The sequence below is a fragment of the Lentzea californiensis genome, assembly GCF_024648825.1.
Taxonomy (GTDB): Bacteria; Actinomycetota; Actinomycetes; order Mycobacteriales; family Pseudonocardiaceae; genus Lentzea; species Lentzea californiensis.
Map to the genome: position 1 here is coordinate 818,965 of NZ_JANBBE010000001.1, position 19,524 is coordinate 838,488.

General features: G+C 69.4%; 19 protein-coding genes. 8 read left to right on the forward strand and 11 right to left on the reverse strand.

Annotated features, from left to right (window positions below; genetic code table 11):
* Nucleotides 1–7: 7 nt before the first annotated feature.
* Nucleotides 8–154, reverse strand: a complete 147-nt coding sequence (locus LX88_RS04440) for a hypothetical protein (RefSeq protein WP_169746017.1) — start codon at nucleotides 152–154, stop codon at nucleotides 8–10.
* A gap of 159 nt (nucleotides 155–313) precedes the next feature.
* A complete protein-coding gene (locus LX88_RS04445) occupies nucleotides 314–1,507 on the reverse strand; it encodes an ATP-binding protein (RefSeq protein ID WP_258946553.1) in 1,194 nt (397 codons plus the stop codon).
* Between the two features lie 154 nt (nucleotides 1,508–1,661).
* Here LX88_RS04445 and LX88_RS04450 point away from each other — a divergent pair, with 154 nt between their 5' ends.
* Nucleotides 1,662–2,276, forward strand: a complete 615-nt coding sequence (locus LX88_RS04450) for an SIMPL domain-containing protein (protein ID WP_258946554.1) — start codon at nucleotides 1,662–1,664, stop codon at nucleotides 2,274–2,276.
* Here the strand turns inward: LX88_RS04450 and LX88_RS04455 are convergent.
* Nucleotides 2,273–2,533 carry a hypothetical protein gene (locus LX88_RS04455; protein ID WP_258946555.1) on the reverse strand — a complete coding sequence of 87 codons (261 nt, stop codon included), beginning with the start codon at nucleotides 2,531–2,533 and terminating at the stop codon, nucleotides 2,273–2,275. The two genes, LX88_RS04450 and LX88_RS04455, sit on opposite strands and share 4 nt — an antisense overlap.
* 79 nt (nucleotides 2,534–2,612) lie before the next feature.
* Entirely contained in the window at nucleotides 2,613–3,818 is a 1,206-nt protein-coding gene (locus LX88_RS04460) for an acetyl-CoA C-acetyltransferase (RefSeq protein ID WP_258946556.1), read from the reverse strand.
* Between the two features lie 53 nt (nucleotides 3,819–3,871).
* Here LX88_RS04460 and LX88_RS04465 point away from each other — a divergent pair, with 53 nt between their 5' ends.
* Both LX88_RS04465 and LX88_RS04470 read left to right on the forward strand, forming a co-directional pair.
* Nucleotides 3,872–5,107, forward strand: a complete 1,236-nt coding sequence (locus tag LX88_RS04465) for a 3-oxoacyl-ACP reductase (RefSeq protein ID WP_258946557.1) — start codon at nucleotides 3,872–3,874, stop codon at nucleotides 5,105–5,107.
* Complete coding sequence (locus LX88_RS04470) at nucleotides 5,107–5,868, forward strand: MaoC family dehydratase (RefSeq protein WP_258946558.1); 762 nt, start codon at nucleotides 5,107–5,109, stop codon at nucleotides 5,866–5,868. The genes LX88_RS04465 and LX88_RS04470 overlap by 1 nt, the downstream gene beginning before the upstream one ends.
* Here the strand turns inward: LX88_RS04470 and LX88_RS04475 are convergent.
* Nucleotides 5,857–6,492 (reverse strand): TetR/AcrR family transcriptional regulator, encoded by a 636-nt coding sequence (locus LX88_RS04475; RefSeq protein WP_090066358.1) that lies wholly within the window; start codon nucleotides 6,490–6,492, stop codon nucleotides 5,857–5,859. The genes LX88_RS04470 and LX88_RS04475 overlap by 12 nt on opposite strands.
* 103 nt (nucleotides 6,493–6,595) lie before the next feature.
* Here LX88_RS04475 and LX88_RS04480 point away from each other — a divergent pair, with 103 nt between their 5' ends.
* The 3 genes from LX88_RS04480 to LX88_RS04490 are packed head-to-tail and all read left to right on the forward strand — an operon-like array spanning nucleotide 6,596 to nucleotide 9,516.
* Entirely contained in the window at nucleotides 6,596–7,225 is a 630-nt protein-coding gene (locus LX88_RS04480) for an SCP2 sterol-binding domain-containing protein (RefSeq protein WP_258946559.1), read from the forward strand.
* A 10-nt stretch (nucleotides 7,226–7,235) separates the two neighbouring features.
* Nucleotides 7,236–8,450, forward strand: coding sequence for an acyl-CoA dehydrogenase family protein (locus tag LX88_RS04485; protein WP_258946560.1), 1,215 nt, complete (start codon nucleotides 7,236–7,238; stop codon nucleotides 8,448–8,450).
* A 58-nt stretch (nucleotides 8,451–8,508) separates the two neighbouring features.
* The gene (locus LX88_RS04490; RefSeq protein WP_258946561.1) at nucleotides 8,509–9,516 is read left to right on the forward strand and encodes a thermonuclease family protein; all 1,008 of its coding nucleotides are present in this window, start codon (nucleotides 8,509–8,511) and stop codon (nucleotides 9,514–9,516) included.
* 82 nt (nucleotides 9,517–9,598) lie between these two features.
* Here LX88_RS04490 and LX88_RS04495 read toward each other — a convergent pair whose 3' ends face one another.
* Nucleotides 9,599–9,925 (reverse strand): hypothetical protein, encoded by a 327-nt coding sequence (locus LX88_RS04495; RefSeq protein ID WP_258946562.1) that lies wholly within the window; start codon nucleotides 9,923–9,925, stop codon nucleotides 9,599–9,601.
* A 68-nt stretch (nucleotides 9,926–9,993) separates the two neighbouring features.
* Entirely contained in the window at nucleotides 9,994–10,914 is a 921-nt protein-coding gene (locus LX88_RS04500; RefSeq protein ID WP_258946563.1) for a helix-turn-helix domain-containing protein, read from the reverse strand.
* Nucleotides 10,915–10,976: 62 nt separating this feature from the next.
* Between LX88_RS04500 and LX88_RS04505 the strand changes: the two genes are divergently transcribed.
* Nucleotides 10,977–12,119 carry a pentapeptide repeat-containing protein gene (locus LX88_RS04505; protein WP_258946564.1) on the forward strand — a complete coding sequence of 381 codons (1,143 nt, stop codon included), beginning with the start codon at nucleotides 10,977–10,979 and terminating at the stop codon, nucleotides 12,117–12,119.
* Here the strand turns inward: LX88_RS04505 and LX88_RS04510 are convergent.
* The 3 genes from LX88_RS04510 to pdhA are packed head-to-tail and all read right to left on the reverse strand — an operon-like array spanning nucleotide 12,113 to nucleotide 15,740.
* On the reverse strand, nucleotides 12,113–13,504 hold the full coding sequence (locus LX88_RS04510) for a dihydrolipoamide acetyltransferase family protein (RefSeq protein WP_258946565.1): 1,392 nt from the start codon (nucleotides 13,502–13,504) through the stop codon (nucleotides 12,113–12,115). The two genes, LX88_RS04505 and LX88_RS04510, sit on opposite strands and share 7 nt — an antisense overlap.
* A gap of 14 nt (nucleotides 13,505–13,518) precedes the next feature.
* Complete coding sequence (locus LX88_RS04515; protein ID WP_090066250.1) at nucleotides 13,519–14,544, reverse strand: alpha-ketoacid dehydrogenase subunit beta; 1,026 nt, start codon at nucleotides 14,542–14,544, stop codon at nucleotides 13,519–13,521.
* The gene (gene pdhA / locus LX88_RS04520; protein ID WP_090066251.1) at nucleotides 14,544–15,740 is read right to left on the reverse strand and encodes a pyruvate dehydrogenase (acetyl-transferring) E1 component subunit alpha; all 1,197 of its coding nucleotides are present in this window, start codon (nucleotides 15,738–15,740) and stop codon (nucleotides 14,544–14,546) included. Before pdhA ends, LX88_RS04515 begins: the two co-directional genes overlap by 1 nt.
* 354 nt (nucleotides 15,741–16,094) lie before the next feature.
* Here pdhA and LX88_RS04525 point away from each other — a divergent pair, with 354 nt between their 5' ends.
* Complete coding sequence (locus LX88_RS04525; RefSeq protein ID WP_258946566.1) at nucleotides 16,095–17,513, forward strand: M20/M25/M40 family metallo-hydrolase; 1,419 nt, start codon at nucleotides 16,095–16,097, stop codon at nucleotides 17,511–17,513.
* Here LX88_RS04525 and LX88_RS04530 read toward each other — a convergent pair.
* Entirely contained in the window at nucleotides 17,464–19,524 is a 2,061-nt protein-coding gene (locus LX88_RS04530) for a P-loop NTPase fold protein (protein ID WP_258946567.1), read from the reverse strand. The genes LX88_RS04525 and LX88_RS04530 overlap by 50 nt on opposite strands.

Consider the following 19,524-nt stretch of genomic DNA (forward strand, 5'->3'; position numbering starts at 1 on the left):
GTCTTGTTCAGCGGAGGGTGGTGACCTGAGCCTGGGCGATGGCCATCAGCTCGTGACGCATGGACGGGGTGGTCGCCATGTCGATCGCGCGAGCCACGGCCTTCCGGTTACGCGCCTCGGCACGGCGGGCGCGGAGCTTCGCTGCGAAGTTCATCTGGGTCTGCACTTCCCTCTGTGAGGTCTGTTCGGTTGGTAACCCAAGTATGCACCTACGCAGGCGCGAAAGCACGCGATTGTCCGGTGAGTTGGGGCACATGCCGATGAATCATCGGCTGGCAACGTGAACGACCGGACAACGGCGGGGTGCCCCAGGTCACTCCTCGCGACCGAGCAGGAACCGTCCGAAGTGCGGCACGGTGAAGGCGATCTGACCCCGTTCCGCGCTGTAGACCAGGCCTTTCTTGATGAGCGAGTCCCGCGCGGGTGACAGCGACGAGGGCTTGCGCCCCAGGTGGTCGGCCACCTGGGCGGTGTTGACCCCCGCATCCTTTCCGTCGGTCAACTCGGCCATCGACCGGAGATACTCGCGTTCGGCGGGCGTCGCACGCTCGTATCGGGAGCCGAAGAAGCCCACCGCGAGCTCCGCGTCGGCCTCCGGAGCGGCCACGGAGACGTCCACGGCAGTGATCGGATCGGCCGGCGCGGCGTCCCAGGCGGCCTTGCCGTACGCCTGGATGAAGTACGGGTAGCCGCCGGACGCGTCGAACAACGCGTCGAGCGCCTCGTCGGTGATCCCCGCGTCTTCGCGTTCGACGGGGGCGAGCACGGCGCGGTCGGCGTCCTCGCGGCTGAGCCGGTCGATGCGGACGTAGCGGAAGAGGCGCTCCGAGTACGACTTGCTCGCGCTCAGCACCGCGGGCAGGTGCGGCAGGCCGGCGCCGACGACCACCAGTGGCGCGCCGATCTGCGACAGCTCGTGGCAAGCCGCGCACAACGCGCTGATGTCGTCCGGCTTGAGGTCCTGCATCTCGTCGATGAGCAGCGCGACGCCCGTGCCGACGTCCTGCGCCAGCTCGGCGACGTCGGTGAACAGCTCGACCAGGTCGATCTCGATGTCACCGGAGTCGGCCCTTCCGGACGCCGCGGGCACGTCGATGCCGGGCTGCCAGCGGTCGCGCAGCTTGGCGCCGTCGGGAGCGGCCCTGAGCGCGAAGGCCTTCAGGACGCCCAGGATCGCCTCGACCCGGTCCGGCGCGCGGTGGCGGAGGGCGAGATCCCGGATCGCCCGGTGCAGCGCGGCCGACAGGGGCCTCCTGAGATCGGCGTCGGGCCTGGCCTCTACCTTGCCCGCACCCCAACCGCGTTTGACGGCCATCGACCGCAACTCGCCGAGCAGGACGGTCTTGCCGACACCGCGCAACCCCGTCAGCACGAGGCTGCGTTCGGGACGGCCGCGCGCCACGCGTTCGAGCACCACCTCGAACGCGCCGACCTCTTTCTCCCGGCCAGCGAGCTCAGGAGGCCGCTGGCCTGCACCGGGAGCGAACGGGTTGCGCACCGGGTCCATGGCTCGCACCGTATCCGCGTTTCTAGCGACGCCTCTAGAGACGCGCAGACGAACCTCGAAGTGAGGCCGGATGCCGTTGTATTCGTTTATCTAGTGATTGAGCAATAGAGCCCAATAGTTGCGGATGAACCACCGTGCCGGTTGGCTGGTCCACGTGGCTGAAGTCGTGACGAAGGGGACGGGCGAGGTCGAGCGCACTGCCGACCGCGCACAGGTGGACGTGACGTTCGAGGCTCTCGGCGCCGAGCGCTCCGAGGCGGTGAGCACGCTCAACCAGCGCATCTCCGCCGTCGAGCCGCTGCTCGAGGAGTTCGAGGTGCGGTCGCGGCAGCTGTCCGTGCACGACAACTGGGACAACAACCAGCGCGTCGGCAGCCGCGCGTCCCAGCAGTACATGATCTGGGTGAAGAACCTGGACCGCCTCGACGCGCTGCTGGCCGAACTCGTGCAGGCCGAGCCGTCCTGGATCAACGGCCCGTCGTGGACGCTCGTCGACGACACCGAGGCGATCCGTGAGGCGCAACGGGAAGCCGTCGCGGACGCGCTGCGACGCGCCGAGGGCTACGCGACGGCGCTGGGGCGGCGGCTCGGGCCGTTGCTGCGGATCGGCGACACCGAGGGAGGCGCGCACTACCAGCCGCGCATGATGAGCGGCGCCGCGTCGTTCGAGATGGCCGGACCCGCGGGAATGGTCGACCAGCTCAACCTGAAGGCGCAGCAGATCACCGTGTCGGCGTCGTGCACGGCGGCCTGGTCGCTACTGGACTAGTTCTCGTCGAGCGACTCCATCGCGTGGTGCACCGCAACGGCATCGCGGTCGTCCGGATGCGCCTTGAGCCAGTTCGTGAGCCACTCGACGCGGCGCCTGGCCGCCGTTGCCAGCGTCAGCGTGATGTAGGCGCGGCGCTCCCACTCGTGCGCCGACCGCATCGCGTCGGCGGCCGGCCGCCACTCGTCGCGAAGAGTGCCGACGAGTGCGCGCGCCAGCACCGGATCTTTCTCGGGATCGACCTGCAAATCACACATTCCCCCACCCCCAGTGTCGCAACGCTGCGACACCGTGAGTGTGCATGAGGGACTGTCGACTTCGGCAAGCCTAAGTGCGTCACCGTTCCAGAATCGCCGTGATCCCTTGACCTCCGGCGGCGCAGATGGACACGAAACCGCGTCCACTTCCCCGCTGGTGCAACAGCTTCGCCAGCGTCGCCACGATGCGGGCGCCGGTCGCGGCGAACGGGTGGCCTGCCGCGAGCGACGAGCCGTTGACGTTCAGCTTGGACCTGTCGACCTCGCCGAGCTCCTTCTCCCAGGCCTTGAGCGTGGCGAGCACCTGTGACGCGAACGCCTCGTGCACCTCGTAGAAGTCGAAGTCCTGCAGCGTGAGGCCGGCCTTGTCGAGCATGCGCGGTGCGGCGTGCACGGGTGCCATGAGCAGGCCCTCGTCGCCGTGGACGTAGTCGACGGCGGCGGTCTCGGCGAACGTCAGGTAGGCGAGGACGGGAAGCTTGCGTTCGGCGGCCCACTCCTCGGTGGCGAGCAGGACCGCGGAGGCGCCGTCGGAGAGCGGAGTCGAGTTGCCGGCGGTCATCGTGTCGCCGAAGACGGGCTTGAGCTTCGCGAGCTTCTCGGCGCTGCTGTCCGGGCGGAGGTTCTGGTCGCGGGTCAGGCCGAGGTACGGGGTGACGAGGTCGTCGAAGAAGCCCTCGTCGTAGGCGCGGGCGAGGTTGCGGTGGCTGAGCGCGGTCAGTTCGTCCTGGTCCTCGCGCGTGATCTCGTACTGCGCGGCGGTGATGGCCGCGTGTTCGCCCATCGACATGCCGGTGCGCGGTTCGCCGTTGCGCGGCAGGTGCGGCACGACGTGGCCGGGACGCAGCTTCGTCAACAGGCTGACCTTGCGGGTGCGGTTGAACTCCAGCAGGAGCTTGCGGAAGTTCTCGTTCACGCCGATCGGGGCGTCGCTGGTGGTGTCGACGCCGCCCGCGATGCCCGCGTCGATCTGGCCGAGCGCGATCTTGTTGGCCACGGCGATGATCGCCTGCAGACCGGTGCCGCACGCCTGCTGCAGGTCGTACGCGGGGGTTTCCGGGCTGAGCCTGCTGCCCAGCACCGACTCGCGGACGAGGTTGAAGTCGCGCGAGTGCTTGAGCACCGCTCCCGCGACCACCTCGCCGAGCCGCTCGCCCTGCAGGCCGAAGCGGCTGACCAGGCCGTCCAGCACCGCCGTGAACATGTCCTGGTTCGACGCGGTGGCGTACGGGCCGTTCGAGCGGGCGAACGGGATGCGGTTGCCGCCGATGATCGCTACTCGCATACCGCCATACTACCTACTAGCGGGTAGACTTACTAGCGAGTAGGTTGTGTGACGTGGACAGGTACCAGAAGTTCGCATCGTCGGGGCTGGGGCGCCAGCTCGTGCGCAGGCTCGGCCTGCCGAACCCGTATCCACTTCGCCGCGACGCCGCGGTCGCCACACCGGTGCTGGTCGGTGGCGCGTTCCGGCTGCCCTTTCTGAAGCAGCTGGAAACAGGCCTGACCCCGTACGGCGCGCTGGTGTTCGACGCATCGGAGATCGCGTCCGTCACGGACCTGCGGCAGCTGCACGACTTCTTCCACCCGGCGATCACTCAGCTCGGGCCGTGCGGGCGGGTGGTCGTCATCGGGCGGTCGCCGGACTCCGTGGCGCAACGGGCCCTCGAGGGGTTCGTGCGATCGGTCGGCAAGGAGCTGCGCCGCGGCGGTACGGCGAATCTGGTCTACGTGGCCGACGGCGCGGAGGACGGTGTCGAGTCGACGCTGCGGTTCCTGCTGTCCGGCCGGTCCGCGTACGTGTCCGGGCAGGTCGTCCACGTGTCCGGGAACTCGCCGATCGGCACCCTGAACGGCAAGGTCGCGCTGGTCACGGGCGCGTCGCGGGGCATCGGCGCGGCGATCGCCACGACTCTGGGACGCGATGGCGCGCACGTGGTCTGCCTCGACGTGCCCACTGCCGGGGACGAGCTGTCGAAGGTCGCGAACGCCGTCGGCGGGTCGGCGTTGCAGCTCGACATCACCGGCGATCCCGCTCGGTTGACCTCGTACCTGCTGGAACGGCATGGCGGCGTAGACGTCGTCGTGCACAACGCGGGCATCACGCGCGACAAGACGCTGGCGCGCATGGACTCCTCGTTGTGGGACTCGGTGCTGGAGGTCAACCTCGCCTGCCAGGAGCGGATCAACGACGCGCTGCTGGACGGCGACGTGCTGCGCACCGGCGGGCGGATCGTCGGGGTGTCGTCGATCGCCGGCATCGCGGGCAACGTCGGCCAGACCAACTACGCCACCTCGAAGGCCGGCGTGATCGGGATGGTGCGGACGCTCGCGCCCGTGCTGGCCGCTCGCGGGGCCACGATCAACGCCGTCGCGCCTGGTTTCATCGAGACGAAGATGACCGCGGCGGTGCCGTTCGCGACGCGCGAGGTCGGACGGCGGATGAACAGCCTGTCGCAGGGCGGGCTGCCCGCCGACGTCGCGGAGACCGTGGCGTGGTTCGCGTCGCCGGGATCCGGTGGCGTGAACGGGAACGTCGTGCGGGTGTGCGGCCAGATGCTCCTGGGGGCCTGATGTTGTTGCGTGCCGCCCTGACGTCGTTCCGGCGCGGGGAAACGCTTGCCGCCCAACCGGTCTCTGCCACGGTCGACGTGTCGCTGAAGCACCTGGCGGCGTACAACGCGGTGTGCGGGTTCGGGTTGCGCGACGCGCTGCCGCTGACCTACCCGCACGTGCTGGGCTTTCCGTTGCAGATGAGGCTGATGTCCGGTGCCGGGTTCCCCTTCCCGTTGCCGGGCCTCGTGCACGTCGCGAACCGGATCACGCAGTCGCGTCCGCTGACGCTGGACGAGCCGTTGGAGATCACGGTGTCCGCGCGCGATCTGCGTCCTCACCCGCAGGGCACCCAGGTCGACGTGGTGACGTCGGTTTCCGGTGTCTGGCAAGGGGTGTCGACCTACCTGCGGCGCACCGGCGGCTCGTCGGGACAGGGCGACGAACTGCAGCGGCCGGTCGGGTCGGCCGTGTGGCGGGTGCCCGCGGACGTCGGACGGCGCTACGGCGCGGCGTCGGGCGACCGCAACCCGATCCACCTGCACCCGTTGAGCGCCAAGCTGTTCGGGTTCCCGCGCGCGATCGCCCACGGGATGTGGACGAAGGCTCGTTGTGTGGCCGCGCTGGAGGGGCGGCTTCCCGAGGCCGTGACGGTGGACGTCCGGTTCAAGAAGCCGCTGCTCATCCCCGGCCGCGTCGAGTTCTCGGCCAGCGAGGGTGCCAGTGGCTGGGAGTTCGCCGTGTGGGGCAAGGGGCCCCACCTGGTCGGCTCAACGACGTGACGGCGGATGCCACACGTTGCCGTCGACCAGGTCGCCGAAGCCCATCCACACGAGGTTCATGAGGCGGGCCGCGACGACGCCGGCGGGTTCCTCCGGGTGGTCGAGCCACCAGTCCGCGAGCGACTCGCCGGCCCCGACCAGCGCGGCGGCCAGCGACTCGGCCTCCAGCTTCGTCGCGGGCGCCTTCGTGGACTGGGTGAGCAGCGCCGCGACCAGTGACACCGCGCGGGCGCGCATGTCCATGAGCTCGACCGCGAACGGCCCGCCCTGGCTGGACGCCTGCCGGTGCAGCACCATCCAGCTCGCCCGGTTCTCGCCGACGAACCCGAAGAACGCCCGCAGGCCGCTCCACAGCTGCACGTCCGGTTCCTGGTCGGGCTCGACGCCCGTCGCGATGGCCTCCATCATGCGGGTGGCCTCGCGCCGGATGCACGTCGCGAACAGCTCCTCCTTCGAGCCGAGGTAGGCGTAGAGCATCGGCTTGGAAATGCCCGCGACCTCGGAGATCTCGTCCATGGAAGCCGAGTGGAAGCCGAGCCGCGAGAACACGTCGACGGCGGCATCCATGATCTGCCGCTCACGCACGGCGCGTGGCAAGCGCTTGGCTCGACCTTCTGTGCGCATCTTCACCCCTCGGTTCGAAGCGGCAAGATTATCGGATCGGCTTGCCGCTCTATCTACTCACCAGTAGTCTTACTCGTGAGTAGGTACCAGGAGGTGTTTGTCCATGACGCTCGACCTCAGCACCGAGGCGATCGCGAAGCTCAGCCCGGCCGAGCTGATCAGCACGTTGCAGCAGATCTCGCCGGACGACCCGGCGCTGGCCGAGGTGGACATCGACGTCATCGCCCGCGGCATCGACCCCAAGAAGCTCGGCAAGGACGACTTCGCGGCGTTGCTGAACGCCCTGGGCGCGCTCGCCGACGGCGGCGCCGACCTCGACCTGGCGAAGATGGACCCGTCCAACTTCGCCCGCATCATCTCGCGCGCCTCGAAGGACCAGATCGAGGCCGTAGTCGCCGACCCGGCGCTGCGCGTGCGCGTGCTGGACGAGGTGTTCCGCCGCATGGAGGTCCACTTCCGCTCGGACCGGGCCGGTGCGACCAAGGCCGTCGTGCACTTCCACGTGCTGGAAGACGTCTACGAGGCCATCATCGAGAACGCCGAGTGCACCATCAACAAGGGCGTGACGCGCGAGGCCCGCGCCATCGTGACGCTGACGCCCGCCGACTTCCTGAAGCTGGCGACCGGCAACGCCTCGGCTCCCGTGCTGTTCATGACGGGCAAGCTGAAGGTCAAGGGCGACCTGGGGTTCGCGGCCGGGTTCATGAGCCTGTTCAACATTCCGAAGGCTTAGGAGACTTCTTGTGGGTGGCTTCTCGCTCGAGCTGAACGAAGACCAGACCGACCTGCGCGACTGGGTGCACGGCTTCGCCCGCGACGTGATCAGGCCGGCGGCCTCCGAGTGGGACGAGCGCGAGGAGACGCCGTGGCCGGTGATCCAGGAGGCGGCGAAGATCGGCCTCTACGGCTTCGAGTCCCTCGCGACCTGGTTCGCCGACCCGATCGGCCTGTCGCTGCCGATCGCGACCGAGGAACTCTTCTGGGGCGACGCCGGAATCGCACTGGCCCTGATGGGCACCGGCCTGGCCGTGGCGGGCATCTTCGCGTCCGGTGAGCCGGAACAGCTGGCCGAGTGGGTGCCGGAGTGCTTCGGCGACGAGAGCGACCCGAAACTCGCCGCGTTCTGCGCCTCCGAACCCCAGGCGGGCTCCGACGTGGCCGGCTACCGCACCCGCGCGCGTTACGACGAGGCCACCGACGAGTGGGTGATCAACGGCCAGAAGGCCTGGGCCACCAACGGCGGCATCGCGAACGTCCACGTCGTCACAGCCGTGCTGGACCCGTCCCTGGGCTCCCGCGGCCAGGCCGGTTTCATCATCCCGCCGGGCACCCCGGGCCTGTCGTCCCCCGGCAAGATCAAGAAGCACGGCATGCGCGCCTCCCACACGGCCGACGTGTTCTTCGACGACGTCCGCGTCCCCGGCCGCTGCGTCCTCGGCGGCCGCGAACGAGTCGAAGCACGCCTCGCCCGTGCCCGCGAAGGCCAGAAGTCCGGCGGCCAGGCCGCAATGGCAACGTTCGAGACCACGCGCCCGACCGTCGGCGCGATGGCCGTGGGCGTCGCCCGTGCCGCCTACGAGTACTCCCTCGACTACGCGAAGGACCGCGAGGCGTTCGGGCGCAAGATCATCGAGAACCAGTCGATCGCGTTCGACCTCGCGAACATGCGGATGGAGATCGACGCCGCCCGGCTGCTCGTGTGGCGCGCGGCCTGGATGGGCCGCAACAACGTGCCGTTCACCGCCGGTGAGGGGTCGATGTCGAAGCTCAAGGCCTCCGAGGTGTCGGTGTGGGCTACCGAGCGGGCGATCCACATCCTCGGTGGGGCCGGGTACACGCGGGAGCACCCGGTGGAGCGGATGCACCGGGACTCGAAGATCTTCACCATCTTCGAGGGAACCTCGGAGATTCAGCGCTTGGTGGTCTCTCGCGCGATCTCCGGGATGCAGATCAGGTAGTAACAGACACCTCCTTTGCTCCGATTGGGCTGTCGTCGGAGCAAAGGAGTTCTTCTTGGTGGCCAACCTGATCGGTGCCGCGCTGGTGACCGCGGCCGTCGGCGGTGTCGTCCTGGTCGCGGTGACGGACGAACCTGACCCATCGCCCGCACCGACGACCAGCGTCGAGCGCGTGATCGACGGCGACACCGTCGAGGTGCTCACGGGCGGGCGGCTCGAGAAGGTTCGGCTGCTCAACATCGACGCCCCCGAGACGACCGATTGTCTCCACGCCGAGGCGACCGACCGCCTGAAGTCTTTGCTCCCCAACGGCTCCCAGGTCACCCTGGAGTACGACGTCGAGCGGACCGACCGGTACGGCCGGCTGCTCGCCGGGGTGGTCAAGCTCGACGGCACCCTGGTGAACGCCGAGGTCGCCAGGTCGGGCCTCGCCGCCGCGATCACCATCGGGCAGAACGCCCGGTTCTACCCGCAGGTGAGTTCGGCGCTGTCGGAAGCGGTCGCGGCCGGACGGGGATTGCACTCCCGCGAGATCGCCTGCACGCTGCCCGCACAGGTCAAGGTCGTCACGACTGCCGCGGAGGTCCCGGCGCCGGTGGCCACAGCCGCCCCTGCCGAATGGACGCAGGCGGCCGATGCCGCCAGGACCGCGTTCTCGCAGGCGGAGGCGCTGGCGAACCCGAGCGGGCTCGTGTGGACGGTCCTCTCCGCTGCTGACCAGTCGCTGCTCCGAAGCCTCGTCACCGCCGCGCTGCCCAAGCTGGAACAGCGCGAGAAGGCGTTCCGCAGCGAAGCCGCGGCTGCCGAGAAACGCGCCGCTGAGGCCGTCGCCGAGGAACGCCGCAAGGCGGAAGCCGCCGCCGCGGCCGCAGCCGAGGAGCAACGCCGTCGGGACGCCGCTGCCGTACAACAACAACAGCGACAGCAACAACAACAGCAGCAACGGACTCCAAGCCCTCCGCAGCAGACCGCGACGCAACAGCCTTCGAACCCGTATCCGGGTTACAACGGCCCTCGTTGCTACGAGCCGGGCGGCAAGGTGTGGCACCCGTGCTCGAAGCGTTGATCAGCTGGACGGACGACTGACGGCGAGCGCGCGACCGGTTCGACGCGTCGTTCCGGCTCGTGAAGCTCTTGCCGCAGAACGACTAGAGCGGGAGCGTCAGGACCGCGCCCACGCGCTTGAGTTCGCGGCTGTGGACGGCCAGCAGCACCGTGTCCTGCGGGCGGCGGAAGTGCAGCACCACGAAGTTCGGGTGCGGCGGGTCCTTGTCGACGATCTGCTCGACGCGGCCCTCGTCGTTGCTGAAGACGATCCGCTCGTCCCAGATGATCTTGGTGGGGCCGAAGAACAGTTCGCCCTCCTGCCATTCACCGTCCAGGAAGACGTCGCCGTCGCCGCGCGTGTTGTCGTCGCCGGACGGGCCGAACGCCTCGCCGAGCACGCCCCCGAGAATTTCGAACAAAGCAGACATGGCGTTCCCCCTTCGTTGCCACGGAAACGAGCTGGGCGCCCAGCTGGTTCCCGCAGGATCTCAGAGGTCTAGCCGAACGGCTGGCCGGCTTCGCGCAGCCAGGCGCGCTCGCGCGAGTGGTCCGGCATGGCGGGCCAGCCGTTGATCCTCGCGATCAGGACCCAGTACCGCTCGGCACGCGGGTCCGCGAAGTCGGAGAGCTCGCGCAGCCGTTCGACGAGACTGTCGTCGTTCGGCAGGCCCAGCGCCTCCGCCCAGTTGGCGTTCACGCGCTCCACTACTGCACGGGCCTCGGTGGACTGCGGCGCGATGTCCGCGTCGAGGGCCTCGCGCGCCTGGGCGATCGCGAAGTTGAACGCCTCCATCTGACCGTCCCCCGGCGGGCTCATGTCCGCCCCTGCCCGGCGCTGTTCCTCGTGCTGCTGGGACATCCGCTTGACCGTCGCGCGGAAGTCCGGGTCCTGCACGAGCTTCGCGAGCTCGACCCACGCCTCCAGCTGCTCGGTCGACGGGTCGTCCGGCAGCTCGATCCGCACGGATCGCATGTGCTGCTCGAACTGCGGATCCAGCTCGTAGGGCCCGAACACCTCCTCGAAGAAATCGTCGAGGATGCGCTGCCGCTCCTCGTCCGACATGCGTGCCAACTCGTTCATCAGTTCCATCTCCCCTCCCTTGGCGACGGCGCGCAGGACGGCGCGGCGCAACCGCAACGTCTTCATCTGCGCGTCGATCGCGTCTGCGTGTGCACGCGCCACGTCGGTCACCGACACCTCGCGGGCCAGCACGCGGCCCGCGGTCGGCAGGTCGACGCCCAGGTCCCTGAGCGTGCGGACGAGCTTCAGCCTCGCCAGCGCGTCGGTGTCGTAGGTGCGGTAGCCGCCGGTGGTCCTGTCCGTGGGCGGGATGAGGCCCGAGTCGGAGTAGAACCTGATGGTGCGGACGGTGAGTCCGGTCATCCTGGCGAGCTCGCCGATCTGGTAGCGCGTCACGGGACCTACTGTGAACCCTCCAGTTGCTGGAGGGTCAACCTGAATAAGGCACGATCACCTGTGTGGGGTCGATCACCTGGCAGTACGCGGCGTTGGGGGCGCTCGCCGTGGTGTGGCTGTTGCTGCTCAACCGGCGCCTTGGCCTGCGGTTCCGCCGGCGGCGGCGGACGCAGTCCCCGGTCTGGGTCTCGATCGCCGGGTGGCTGCTGATCGCGCTGCTCGTGGCCGCGACGGCGGGTGGCGGGCTGCTGTGGATGCTGGGCTGGCCGACGGTGCCGAAGCAGGCCGCGTTCACCACCACCGAGGTGCTGGACCTGCTGAAGATCGGTCTCGCGGTGGTCGCGGGGTTCGGCGGTGTGGTCGCGCTGGCGGTGAACTACCGCAAGCAGCGGGTCACCGAGGCCGCACACACGCACGCCCTCCACCAGGAGGAACGCGAGCGCACCAAGCTGTTCAACGAACGCTTCAAGGTCGCCGCCGAGCTGCTCTCCGGCGAGCAGCCGGGTCTGCGGGTCGCCGGGGTCTCCGCCATGGCCGGTCTCGCCGACGACTGGGAGGCCCAGCGGCAGATGTGTGTGGACGCGCTGATCGACCAACTGCGGCTGCACGAGGACGACGGCCAGATGGCGAACAAGATCTTCCGCGCTCTTCGCGACCGGCTCGGGTCACACCGCGAAGCCGGGCCGTGGTCGGCGCTGAACTTCGACTTCACCGGTATTCGGTTCGTGGACGCGGATTTCAGCGAACGCACGTTCGCCCGTGCGGTCGTCTTCGACGGCGCCGAGTTCACCGGCGCCAACACCTCGTTCGAACGCACCGCGTTCAGGTACACCACGTTGAGCTGCCACGGCACGACGTTCACGAACACCGAGGTGAACTTCCAGGACGTGCACCTCGACTTCGGGGCAGTCGAGTTCGTCGGCTGCACGTTCGACCACGCGATCTTGAACATGCGCAGGATGACCGCGCTCGGCCGCGGAATCGACTTCTACCGCAGCACCTTCACCGGCAGCAGCGTCGTCGGTCACGACATGACCCTGTCGCTGGCGGTTCGGGTCCAACGCTGCACGCTCGTCGACAGCACCATCGACGTCCGGACGTTCGAGTCCGGCTCTGAGGCCCTGCGGTTCACGGACAACACGACGGAGAACAGCGGCGGGGAGCCCGAAGGACTCCCCGCCGCCGTTTCGAACGAACCTCAGTAGGTCATCGCGATGCCCGGCTCGGCCAGCAGCGCGCCGACGTCGGCCAGGAACTGCGAGCCCTGCTGCCCGTCGACCACGCGGTGGTCGAAGGAGAGCGCGAGCTGGCAGATCTTGCGGATCTTGATCTCGCCGTCGACCACCCACGGCATGTCGCGGATCGCGCCCAGCGCGAGGATCGCGGACTCGCCGGGGTTGAGGATCGGCGTGCCGGTGTCGACGCCGAAGACGCCGACGTTGGTGATCGTGATGGTGCCGTTCATCATGTCGGCCGGCGACGTCTTGCCCTCGCGGGCGACCGTGGCGAGCTCGTCGAGCGCGATCGCCAGTTCCTTCAACGACATCCGGTCGGCGTCGCGGACCTTCGGCACCACCAGGCCGCGTGGCGTTGCCGCCGCGATGCCCAGGTGGACGTAGTCCTTGTAGACGATCTCGTTCGCCGCCGCGTCCCACGTCGCGTTGACGTCCGGCGTGCGGCGGGCCGCGAGGATGATCGCCTTCGCGCAGAACGCGAGGGGCGTCAGCTTCACGCCGCGGAACTCCGGCGCGTTCTTCAGGCGTGCGCGCAGTTCCATCATCGGCGTCACGTCGACCGTCAGGAACTCGGTGACGTGCGGTGCGGTGAACGCGCTGTCGACCATCGCCTGCGCGGTCGCCTTGCGGACGCCCTTGATGGGCACCCGGCGTTCGCGCGAGCCGTTGTCCACAACGGACTGCGCGGGAGCGGCAGCCGGTGCGGAGACGGCGGTTTCGACGTCCTCACGCGTGATCACGCCGCCGGGGCCGGAGCCCGTGAGCGCGTGCAGGTCGACGCCGAGGTCCTTGGCCAGCTTGCGCACCGGCGGCTTGGCCAGCGGCACGTACCCGCCCGGGGTCTGCACCGGAGCGGCGACCACGACCGGAGCCGGGGGTGCCGCGACCGGAGCCGGAGCCGGAGCAGGAGCGGGCGGGGCGACGACGGCTGCGGCCGGTGCGGCGGCGGGCGCGTCCTTGCGGGCGCGACGCTTGGCCGTGCCGGACTTCGGGCCGTAGCCGACGAGCGTCGCGATGCGCCCGCCCGGCATCTCCTCGCCGATCTTGCCGGACGAGGTGCCGTTCGCCTCCGCCGCGACGGGAGCCGGGGCAGGTGCGGCCGCGCCACCGGGGTCGGTGTCGATCGTGATGATCGGGACGCCGACCTCGACGGTCTGACCGGGCTCCGCGAGGAGCTCGGTCACGACGCCGGCCCACGGGCACGGCAGCTCGACGGCGGCCTTGGCCGTCTCGATCTCGACGATGATCTGGTTGACCTTGACGGTGTCACCCGGCTTCACGTGCCAGGTGAGGATCTCGGCCTCGGTCAGCCCCTCTGCCGTGTCGGGCAAGGGGAATTGCTTGTACTGCGGCATTTCCGGTTGTCCCCTTACCAGGCGAGAGAGCGGTCGACGGCGTGCAGCACCCGGTCGAGGTCGGGGAGGAACTCCTCCTCGAGCTTCGAGGGCGGGTACGGGGTGTCGAAACCGGTCACCCGCAGCACCGGTGCCTGCAGGGAGTAGAAGCACTCCTGCTGGACCTTCGCTGCAATCTCGCTGCTGATCGAGGACTCGGACGGCGCCTCGGACACGACGATCAGGCGGCCGGTGCGGCGCACCGAGTCGTAGACCGGCGCGAGGTCCAGCGGCGACAGCGTGCGCAGGTCGATGACCTCCAGGGAGGTGCCGTCCTCCGCTGCCGCGTTGGCCGCGTCGAGCGACGTCCTGACCATCGGGCCGTACGCGACCAGCGTCGCGTCCGTGCCGGACCGCAGCACGCGCGACTCGAACAGCTTGCCGGGCTGGGCCGTGGTGTCGACCTCGCCCTTCTCGTAGTAACGGCGCTTGGGCTCGAAGAACAGCACCGGGTCGTCGCTGTCGATCGCCTGCTGGATCATCCAGTACGCGTCGGCCGGGTTCGAGCACGAGACGACCTTGAGGCCGGCGGTGTGCGCGAAGTACGACTCCGGGGACTCCGAGTGGTGCTCGACCGCACCGATGCCGCCACCGAACGGCACGCGGATCACGATGGGCAGCTTGATCTTGCCCTGGGTGCGGTAGTGCAGCTTCGCGACCTGCGACACGATCTGGTCGAAGCCCGGGAAGATGAAGCCGTCGAACTGGATCTCGCACACCGGGCGGTAACCGCGGATCGCGAGGCCCACGGCGGTGCCGATGATGCCGGACTCCGCGAGCGGCGTGTCGAGCACGCGCTGCTCACCGAAGTCCTTCTGCAGGCCGTCGGTGATGCGGAAGACGCCACCGAGCTTGCCGATGTCCTCGCCCATCATGATGACCTTGGGGTTGGCCTCCATGGCCGCCCGCAAGCCCATGTTGAGCGCCTTGGAGATCGTGAGCGTCTGCACCGGGGACGCCGGAGCAGCAGCCGAGGAACGGTCCATGGTCGGAGCAGCCATCAGTGCTCACCTCCAGCAAAACCCGAGACGTAGTCGAGGAATTCGTCGCGCTGCGCTTCGAGGTTGTGGTTGCCCTCGGCGTAGACGTTGCTGAAGATCCGTTCAGCGGGCGGGTCGGGCATGTTCGTGCAGAACTCCCGCAGCTCCTCGCCCAGCTTGTCGGCGTCGGCCTCGACACCCTCGAAGAACTCGTGGTCGGCCCACTGCTGGCGGACCAGGTAGACCTTCACGCGCTCGATCGGGTCCTTGAGCTTCCACATCTCGAGCTCGTCCGACAGCCGGTAGCGCGTCGGGTCGTCGGAGGTGGTGTGCGCGTCCATCCGGTAGGTGAACGCCTCGATCAGGATCGGGCCGTTGCCGTGGCGGCACTCGTCCAGCGCCCACTTCGTGACGGCGAGCGTCGCGAGGACGTCGTTGCCGTCGACGCGGATGCCGGGGAAGCCGTAGCCGCGGGCGCGCTGGTACAGCGGCAGGCGCGACTGGCGCTCGGTGGGCTCGGAGATGGCCCACTGGTTGTTCTGGCAGAAGAAGACGAGAGGCGCGTCGTAGACCGCGGCCCACACGAAGCCCTCGTGCACGTCACCCTGGCTGGTCGCGCCGTCGCCGAAGAAGCACATGGTGGCTTCTCCCTCGTCGTCGCCGACCTTGCCGTCGAACTTCTGGCCCATCGCGTAGCCGGCCGCGTTGAGGACCTGGTTGCCGATGACGATCGTGTACGGGTGGAAGCGCTTCTCGACCGGGTCCCAGGTGCCCTGGTCGGTGCCGCGGAAGATGCCGAGCAGCTCCGTCGGGTTGATCCCGCGCGTCCACGCGATGCCGTGCTCGCGGTAGCTCGGGAACGCCATGTCGGTCTGGCGCATCGCACGGCCGGCGCCGATCTGCGCGGCCTCCTGGCCGAGCAGCGGCACCCAGATGCCGAGCTGGCCCTTGCGCTGCAGGGCGTTCGCCTCGCGGTCGACCCGGCGGATCAGGACCATGTCGCGGTACAGACCGCGCAGCTCCTCCGGCGTGATGTCGATGTCGAAGTCCGGGTGCTGGACCCGCTCACCCTCCGGGGTGAGCAGCTGCACCAGGTCGGCACCGCCCTCGTCTGTCGCTCGCAAGCCTGCGATCACCTGTTCCGCTGTCGGTTTTGCGGCAGTGGCGGCCGGCGCTGCATCCGGCTCAGGGTGCGTCCATTGCTCAGGGGACGACATGCGCCTTCTCCTCTGTCTTCTCCGACCGCCTGATCGCTCGTGACGACCTCGTGCGGCGACGTCGGCGGTCGCCGCCAACCCTGTGGGGCCGGAGGCAGCCGTCGACGGTGACGGTGGCTTACGACCACATCCTGACACGGCCTCACCCGAGTTGGTGAGACCCGTCCCACTTCGTAACACATGAGTCAACGTTCTGATCAGCGACAACAGTCGGAGGTTCGACCTTTTGTCCTCCGACTAGGCCGTCCGACTACCGGACGCCGATGTCCCGGTTACCGATCGTTAACTTAGCTGCGGGTCTCTGAGTAGAGGCTACGGACGCGAGCGGAGGCGGAGTCGTGACAGGATCGAGAGGTGGACCGCTCACTTGTGACCAGCACCGTCAGGACGCTCTGGGACGACGACATCGTCCCGAGCCTGTCTCAGCTCGTCGCCGTGCCGGCGATCTCGCCCGCGTTCGACCCCGCCTGGGAAGAGCACGGCGAACTGGCCGCCGCGATCGAGCACGTACGCCTCTGGATCGAGTCACGTGCGATTCCGGGAGCGGTGCTGGAAGTCGTCCAACTGGCGGGACGTACGCCGCTCCTGATGGTCGACGTGCCCGCGTCCGGTAACTCGTCCGACGACACGGTGTTGCTCTACGGCCATCTCGACAAGCAGCCACCGGTGGGCGGTTGGAGTGAGGGCCTCGGTCCGTGGACCCCGGTTCTGCGTGACGGACGTCTCTACGGCCGTGGCGCGGCCGATGACGGTTACTCCGGATATGCCGCAATCGCCGCTATCGAGGCCGTGCGCGCCGCCGGCGGTTCGCACGCCCGTTGCGTCGTGCTGCTGGAGACCGGCGAGGAGTCGGGTTCGCCCGACCTGCCCGCCTACCTGGAGCACCTGTCCTCACGGCTGGGCCGGGTGTCCCTGGTGGTCTGCCTGGACTCGGGCGGCTCCGACTACGACCGCATGTGGCTGACGACGTCGCTGCGCGGCCTGGTGCAGGTCACGGCCACCGTGCGGGTGCTCGACGGCGGCCTGCACTCCGGCATGGCGTCCGGCATCGTGCCGTCGTCGTTCCGGATCGCGCGGGTGCTGCTGGACCGGCTGGAGGACTCGGAGACCGGCGAGGTCCTCGTGCCGGAGATGCACGTCGAGATCCCGGCGGCCCGGCTGGCCGAGGTCCGCGAGGCCGTCGAGGCCGCGCCGGGCGCCCTGTGGGGTGCGGTTCCGCGCGTCGGTGACCTGCGGCCGATGTCCGACGACGAGGTGGAGCTGGCGCTCAACTCCGGGTGGCGGCCGACCTTGTCCGTGACCGGTGCCGAGGGCCTGCCCCTGCCGGACGACGCGGGCAACGTGCTGCGGCCGTTCACGACGCTGGTGCTGTCGTTCCGCCTGCCGCCGACGGCCGACGCCGCCGTCGCGCTGGAAGCGGTCAAGCAGAAGCTCACCACCGACGTGCCCTACGGCGCGACCGTGGAGCTCTCACGGGTCGAGTTCGCCGACGGCTGGAACGCCCCTGAGCTGGCACCTTGGTTGTCCGCCGTGCTGGACGACGCCGGCAAGGACGTGTTCGGCGCGCCTTGGCGGACCGTGTCGCTGGGCGGCTCGATCCCGTTCATGGGGCTGCTGCACGAGGCCTACCCGGACGCGCAGTTCGTGGTGACCGGGGCGATCGGGCCGGACTCCAACTGCCACGTGCCCGACGAGTGGCTGCACCTGGCGCACGCGGCTCGGGTCACCGAGGCCGTGGCCCTGGTCCTCGACGCGCAGTCGAAGCAGAGCTGAACTCCTCGAGCAGGGCCAGGCCTGTGGCCGGGTTGCTCCCCGCGTAGCGGCGCGCTCTCGCGAGTGCGTCGACCTGCGCGGGGACGACCTCGGTCAGGTCGTCGGCGAAGTAGTCGCGGACGACGGCGAGGAACGCGATCCGTGCCGCCGCCCTGTCCGCGAGATCACCGATCGCGGTGTGCTCCGAGGTGTAGGAGGCCTGCACCCGTTCGCGCAGGACGTGCAGGTCCGCGTCCGGATCGGCGAGCACTCGCAGCAGTTTCGTCACGCCGTCGCGGTCGTCCAGCGCCGTCAGCGCGTCACTCGTCGTCTTGCACACCCGGTCCAGTTCGTCGGCGACCAGCTTCTCGGCCACGGCCGCCAGCGACGTGCCCCGCACCTGCCGGACGATCGCGCGGGCCGAGCGGGTGAGCTGGCGGGCGAGTCCCCCGGAGAACGCGAAGGCGAGCGCCACGAACACCTCGGGCAGCCCGTCGACCGACCTGCTGATCAGGCCGCGGGCGAGCTGGAAGTCCAGGTAGTCGACCCTGACGACCTCGTCGAACGAGCTGTCGAAGACGCTGCGCAGCCCCATGCCCGCGAGCTCGAAGTCGTGCTGGGCCTCGGTGGACACCGACATCAGGTAGTAGCAGCCGGGCACGTCGAACACGGCCTTGATCTCGTTGAGGAACCTGCGGGCGGGCTCGCCCGCACCGATGCGGTCGATCTCGTCGATGGCGATCACCACGCGCACCGGGTCCAGCGTGCGGGCCACGGCGCCGACGAACCCGCGGAAGTCGTCCACCACCTCGGGATACGTCGGCGGACGGCCGGTCAGGCTGGTCCCGCGCTTGTAGGCGAGCTCCGCACCGCGGAAGCCGAACTTCCCGCTGGTCTCACCGGTGAGGGTCTGGACGTACGCGATGTCGCGGAGACCCCGCTGCGCCGACCTGGCCAGCCGGCGCCGTTCGTCGTGCCGGACCCGCCGGTGACGCGGGACGACCTTGGGAGCGGCCTCGCGGAGATGGGCGAGCACCGCGTGGCAGGCCTGCGCGTAGAGGTGCAGCACGAACTCGCGCGGGACGTAGTCGACCGGTGCCGCGACCAGCACGCTCAGGTCGGCGGCCTGGCCCTGCCGGCGGTAGGCGCCCCGGCAGAACGCCCTCAGCAGGTTGGTCTTGCCGGAACCGCGCGGGCCGGCGAGCGCGAAGCTGCCGCCGTCGAGGGTGTCGACCAGCTCGGCCAGCTCCCTGCCCGCCGGCACCGGTTGGTGGCTGATCAGCGACCCACCCCGGTGCAGGTTCCGCGCGTCGCCGAACATGAGCTCGGTGCCGGGCACGATCCGAGTGCCGCCCAGCTCGGCGCGCAGTGCGGGCAGCACGCCGTCGTTCAGCATCGCCGACCGCCATTCTTCGAGCGCCTGCTCCGCCGCTGCGGACCTGGCGGCGAGCATCGCCGGTGGCAGGAGTGCGTTGAGGGCTTCGGTCAGGTGGCCCACGCCCCAGACGGTCAGGATGCCGAGCGGCACGGTGGCGAACAGCGCGAACCAGGGGCCCACGATCAGCGCGACGAGGTTCGCGCTGACCACGGCGAGGGTGATGCAGCCCAGCCCCAGGACTCCCCAGAACCACGCGACCGTCCTTCCGATCACGGTCAGGTACGACACCCCGAGCACCAACACGGCGATTTCGGCGGCGATCACCGTGTTGCGGACGACGGGCAGCGCGGGGTTGCCGTTGACCCCGTACTTGAACAACAGCGCCGCAAGCAGGCACTCGGTCACCGGAATCACGACGAGCAGCAGACACCGCCACAGGAACGGGTGCTTCACCGCGGCACGGGCCAGAGCGCGCGTGGTTCCGACCCTGAGCTCCGCGTAGCGGTCGTGGTGAGCACGCGCCGAAGCGGCGATCCACGCCTTGGCATCCCGCAGCACGGCCCGCAGCGCCTCGGGATCACCAGGCGGTTCCCCGTGCCCGCCCGGACGCAGCGCCGCCTCGACGGCCTGCTCGAAGACCTCGTCCTCGGTCAC

What these genes read in the sequence shown, in the direction of transcription:
- LX88_RS04480 (WP_258946559.1), top strand. Translation starts at nt 6,596, where the DNA reads ATGACGCTCGACCTCAGCACCGAGGCGATCGCGAAGCTCAGCCCGGCC.
- LX88_RS04495 (WP_258946562.1), bottom strand. Translation starts at nt 9,925, where the DNA reads ATGTCTGCTTTGTTCGAAATTCTCGGGGGCGTGCTCGGCGAGGCGTTC.
- LX88_RS04445 (WP_258946553.1), bottom strand. Translation starts at nt 1,507, where the DNA reads ATGGACCCGGTGCGCAACCCGTTCGCTCCCGGTGCAGGCCAGCGGCCT.
- LX88_RS04475 (WP_090066358.1), bottom strand. Translation starts at nt 6,492, where the DNA reads ATGCGCACAGAAGGTCGAGCCAAGCGCTTGCCACGCGCCGTGCGTGAG.
- LX88_RS04515 (WP_090066250.1), bottom strand. Translation starts at nt 14,544, where the DNA reads ATGGCTGCTCCGACCATGGACCGTTCCTCGGCTGCTGCTCCGGCGTCC.
- LX88_RS04455 (WP_258946555.1), bottom strand. Translation starts at nt 2,533, where the DNA reads ATGTGTGATTTGCAGGTCGATCCCGAGAAAGATCCGGTGCTGGCGCGC.
- LX88_RS04510 (WP_258946565.1), bottom strand. Translation starts at nt 13,504, where the DNA reads ATGCCGCAGTACAAGCAATTCCCCTTGCCCGACACGGCAGAGGGGCTG.
- pdhA (WP_090066251.1), bottom strand. Translation starts at nt 15,740, where the DNA reads ATGTCGTCCCCTGAGCAATGGACGCACCCTGAGCCGGATGCAGCGCCG.
- LX88_RS04460 (WP_258946556.1), bottom strand. Translation starts at nt 3,818, where the DNA reads ATGCGAGTAGCGATCATCGGCGGCAACCGCATCCCGTTCGCCCGCTCG.
- LX88_RS04440 (WP_169746017.1), bottom strand. Translation starts at nt 154, where the DNA reads ATGAACTTCGCAGCGAAGCTCCGCGCCCGCCGTGCCGAGGCGCGTAAC.
- LX88_RS04470 (WP_258946558.1), top strand. Translation starts at nt 5,107, where the DNA reads ATGTTGTTGCGTGCCGCCCTGACGTCGTTCCGGCGCGGGGAAACGCTT.